General features: G+C 43.5%; 5 protein-coding genes. All 5 read right to left on the bottom strand.

The genetic code is table 11. The features are described 5' to 3' along the window. Window positions 1-385 precede the first annotated feature (385 nt). Complete coding sequence (locus ACFSW8_RS03745) at window positions 386-772, bottom strand: DUF7668 domain-containing protein (protein ID WP_377177471.1); 387 nt, start codon at window positions 770-772, stop codon at window positions 386-388. Window positions 773-915: 143 nt separating this feature from the next. Further along, window positions 916-1,308, bottom strand: a complete 393-nt coding sequence (locus tag ACFSW8_RS03740; RefSeq protein ID WP_377090697.1) for a response regulator — start codon at window positions 1,306-1,308, stop codon at window positions 916-918. Window positions 1,309-2,199: 891 nt separating this feature from the next. Further along, the gene (locus ACFSW8_RS03735) at window positions 2,200-2,376 is read right to left on the bottom strand and encodes a hypothetical protein (protein WP_377090694.1); all 177 of its coding nucleotides are present in this window, start codon (window positions 2,374-2,376) and stop codon (window positions 2,200-2,202) included. A gap of 193 nt (window positions 2,377-2,569) precedes the next feature. Continuing rightward, window positions 2,570-2,947, bottom strand: a complete 378-nt coding sequence (locus ACFSW8_RS03730) for a hypothetical protein (protein WP_377177469.1) — start codon at window positions 2,945-2,947, stop codon at window positions 2,570-2,572. A gap of 662 nt (window positions 2,948-3,609) precedes the next feature. Further along, window positions 3,610-4,116 (bottom strand): hypothetical protein, encoded by a 507-nt coding sequence (locus ACFSW8_RS03725; protein WP_377090690.1) that lies wholly within the window; start codon window positions 4,114-4,116, stop codon window positions 3,610-3,612. Window positions 4,117-4,189 lie beyond the last annotated feature (73 nt).

Here is a 4,189-nt window from a genome sequence, read left to right as displayed (position 1 = left end):
AGCCTATCCGACTTTTCCTGACTACTTTAAAACACCGAAAAACCGCTTAAGTCCGTGCCATTCGTGATTGGCTGCTACAAGATTAAAGATCTCGTATGGCTGTACCAGTCGCCTTTCGGAGCATATTAAATTAGTAGGACGTAAACTACATCAGACATCTGATGGTAGGATGCTATATGATTTTTAGTTTACGGATCGAGCCTTGAAAACGGATTGTTGAGCACTCTGCAATGGGAGTAATCAAGTAGAACGTAAAGCACACCGCACCGCTGACGGGGATGTACTGAGATTTATTGTTTACGGACAGAGGGTTGGAAATGGTGAGCGGAGCTCAACCGCGGTCAGCGGTTGGGTGCAGCGTCTTGTTAGGCAAGTTTATTCATATTTATGGCACGTAGACCATATCAACTTCGATTGAGTACTGAGAATTCGTCTCGAATACCTTTGCTCCTAGAACAAGATCACTTCTTCCTTCGCCCTCAGTCCATAGATCAACTAGGATATCCCAGTGTGTTTCCATCCATATACAGACAGATGAATCCCAAGTCCTTTCGGGTAAACGTGACAGATCTTCGCCATAATCGTCGATATAGCTTTTGATTTGATCTGATGTCTCTTCTGTGACGGGTAATACACCAGATAAACCACCTAAGATACCATAGTCGTGATCAACTAATCGATCTACTATAGAGTGAATCAACGGACGCCAGATTGTAGGAATGGGTTGTTCGTTATCTTCGTCCTTAGTGACCGGGATGAATGTTTCCTTCATGTGTAAGCACGTGTATTTTTAGCCTAACGTAAAGCACACCAACCGCGAACTATATGAGATTGGTGTGCTTAATGATTTAAGGTTGAATTGCCTATGGTGTAAGCGGAGCTCAACCGCGGTGAGCGGTTGGGTGCAGCGTCTTGTTAGGCAAGGGCAGTTTTGGGAGTAACCCCGTACTGATCGAGTACAGCTGCAAATCTACTCATATCAAGAGGCTTAGGAAGTAGCGTAACTGTGCCTTTAGTTACAAGCTTGTTCAATACCGCTACCTCTTCTCCATCAAAGGAGTCAATAAGAGCAAGTACTGGAAGGGTGTAGTGTGATTCAGCATCAAGTAACTTATCGTATAGTTCATCACCATCCATGTCTCCAAGTTTGAGGTCGAGTACAGCTAACTGGAAATCATAGCCAGATGCCATAGTTAGGGCTTGTTCACCGCTTGATGCAGCAATGTGGTAATAGTTATTCTCCTTCAGGTAAGATGTAATACCTGAGAGGATCGTCATGTCATCGTTTACTACTAGTATTGGGTTCATATGAATGGATAGTGACACTCTTCACTCAAGAAGCTGTTACAAAAGGTGAGTGTTTTTATTTAGCCTAACGTAAAGCACACCGCACCGCTGACGGGAATGTACTGAGATATATTGTTTACGGTTTGAGGGTTGGAAATGGTGAGCGGAGCTCAACCGCGGTCAGCGGTTGGGTGCAGCGTCTTGTTAGGCAAACTAGTCTTCTTTAGTTGGTGGGTACTCAGAAAGAAATATCTCCATGCCTATACTCAATAACATCGTCATCAGTTCAGTACAAATGACTGGTCCTCCGCCTAAAGCATCAGGACGAGCACAAAATCCAATGTCTGCTATGTAGTTCGATCTGGGTAGATTCATACCTTCGGTCTTCAGCCATGATCGCAAAGCTTCGACTTGTGATGGAAGTTCCCAATCATCAAGTACTAGACGTGTAATCTTACGATTTTTCGGTTCACATTCTTCTAGGATGTTTATGGGCATAGCTTTTTAAGCCTAACGTAAAGCACACCGCACCGCTGACGGGAATGTACTCTGATTTATTGTTTACGGATTGAGGGTTGGAAATGGTGAGCGGAGCTCAACCGCGGTCAGCGGTTGGGTGCAGCGTCTTGTTCGCCAAGGGCTATTTTGGAGTGCGACGTATGTCTATGATAACGACTCTTTTCACTGGAGCGTCAACCCACCATGTAATGACGTAACCTTCGAACTCAGAAACCTCATATTCACGAAATGTCTGTGGATCACGAACTTGGAAATCCCCATGCAAGTGGAATGTGTGCTTAAGGTCTGCACAAAACTGAATGATCTCATCTCTGCGTCGACCGGTCTTTGGGATCTGGGATAGGCAAGCCAGATCAAGGAGAACTCGATATTCTGAAGGCATCTAGGAACGATCTATAAATCTTCGATATCGACTGTGGTAGAAGGTCCGTAAGATTCAGTTCTCTCACGGATAGTAGCCCAAAAATCAGCGTCTTCTTCTAGCTTTAGCTTGGTAATGTAGGTGCTGAGATCTGACCTATCCTTGTTGGAGAGGTTCTTGACCTTGGTTTTGAGATCTTCCGTAATCACGTGAACACTCTATATGTTCTGAAAGTTAATTCAAGTGAGAAAAGCGTGCCAATTTAGGCGAACGTATAGCACACCGACTGATGACCACTCAGTGAACTTAAGGTTTTATGTGATGTGTAAATTGGCATGAAAGTAGGACTCTCCAGCTGGTCATCAGTTGGGTGCGGCGTCTTGTTAGGCAACTTGTTGTACATTACCATAGTTCAAGAAGCCAACGATCAACTTCTTCTGGAGTATTATGATATTCCAGTAGGCTTCGAATATCGAGAAAATCACTACGCTTCATTATCTTTGGTAAAATCTTAGCCATAGCATCTGAACTCAAAAGCTGCTCGCAGAAGCCAAGAGCAGCTGCTGTCCGAATGTCATCGTCACTATTGAGAAGACACCAATCACAGTAATTCCAAAATCTGGATAAATGTTCAATCGGAGGATGTTCTAATTCGCATAATTTGCGAAATTCCCACTGTAACTCAACCCATAACATCATCGGACTATCGACTAGCTTTGATGCGATTAAGCTTTGTTGCTCAGGGAGGAAATCTGATGCTTTTCTGCGCCAACGACTCATATTATTTAGCCTAACGTAAAGCACACCGCACCGCTGATGGGGGTGTACTATGATTTATTGTTTACGGATTGAGGGTTGGAAATGGTGAGCGGAGCTCAACCGCGGTCAGCGGTTGGGTGCAGCGTCTTGTTATGCAAAGGCAATTTATGAGCACCCTGATGAGTGTGAAGTAGGTAAACTCCAGTTCATCAATAAGTTTATAGACTCAACAACATCTTCTGCTCTTGATCTAACGTATGGGTCACTGTCCAGAATAGCTCTAGATAAAACCGTGGTAGCTAAGTTCCGATCGAGTGAACCTAAAAACCTAGCTGAATACTCAAGTCCAAGAAGAGCATTAGATCTTACAGTCGTGTTTGGATGTTGAGATAGAGTTTGAGAAATCTCTTGCAGAAAATCAGCGTCATCAGAGTGGAACCCTAAATTAATGCAGACCATCTTCAGTAGTTCGATTTTATTAGATTCAATGGCATGAAGCACCGTAGGTTTATCTATCGGTTGAGGACTCTCGTATTCAGTGTGCATTGGATTTATTTAGCATAACGTAAAGCACACCTCACCGCTGACGGGGGAATGCACTTTGATTTATTGTTTACGGATGGTGGGTTGGAAATGGTAAGCGGAGCTCAACCGCGGTCAGCGGTTGGGTGCAGCGTCTTGTTCTACTCTTCAACACCAGTCCCTGTAATAACAAAGTGAGCTTCACTAGATTCGTAAGCAAAAAATCTCCAATGCTCTTGATCAACTGAATCCATGGGGATGACCTCTAAAACATAACCACTCTCGAAACTTATAAAAAGACTACCACATTCATCTCCTGATATTCGATTTATGGTATGCATCTCGCCAGTATTAAACAGGCCCTTTAGTGCTGCTTCTGTCCGATTCTCCTCTTCCACCGGATTAAAACTATCATAGTCAAAATCTTCATTAATATCTCCTGGTGGGTGAAAGTAGTCCTGCGATCCTGTAACAACTCCATTGGCTCCTCGAATCCTCCAAGATGTAGAAACATTCAATGAATACTCAGCATTTTCTTTTTTCTTTCCATCGTGTGCTATAACGACCTTCTTCTCGCCAAACAAAAACCACTGTAAACCTGCATAGCCTGATGCGACCATATTTTTCCCTACCAGCTTGCTCAATGCGTTTTCAATTTTGTTTTTCATATTTCTAGTTGAGCTTCCCCAAAATCCTAGGCAGGGGGTGTCCTAATTCATTAATATGAACCAAGGACAAACC

The organism is Rubritalea tangerina (assembly GCF_042683245.1).
GTDB lineage: Bacteria > Verrucomicrobiota > Verrucomicrobiia > Verrucomicrobiales > Akkermansiaceae > Rubritalea > Rubritalea tangerina.
The sequence above is the reverse complement of the archived record's forward strand: the minus strand, read 5'-3'. Positions and strand labels throughout refer to the sequence as shown.

Excerpts from the sequence above, each read along its gene's own strand:
- ACFSW8_RS03745 (WP_377177471.1), bottom strand. The coding sequence starts at position 772 with ATGAAGGAAACATTCATCCCGGTCACTAAGGACGAAGATAACGAACAA.
- ACFSW8_RS03740 (WP_377090697.1), bottom strand. The coding sequence starts at position 1,308 with ATGAACCCAATACTAGTAGTAAACGATGACATGACGATCCTCTCAGGT.
- ACFSW8_RS03730 (WP_377177469.1), bottom strand. The coding sequence starts at position 2,947 with ATGAGTCGTTGGCGCAGAAAAGCATCAGATTTCCTCCCTGAGCAACAA.
- ACFSW8_RS03725 (WP_377090690.1), bottom strand. The coding sequence starts at position 4,116 with ATGAAAAACAAAATTGAAAACGCATTGAGCAAGCTGGTAGGGAAAAAT.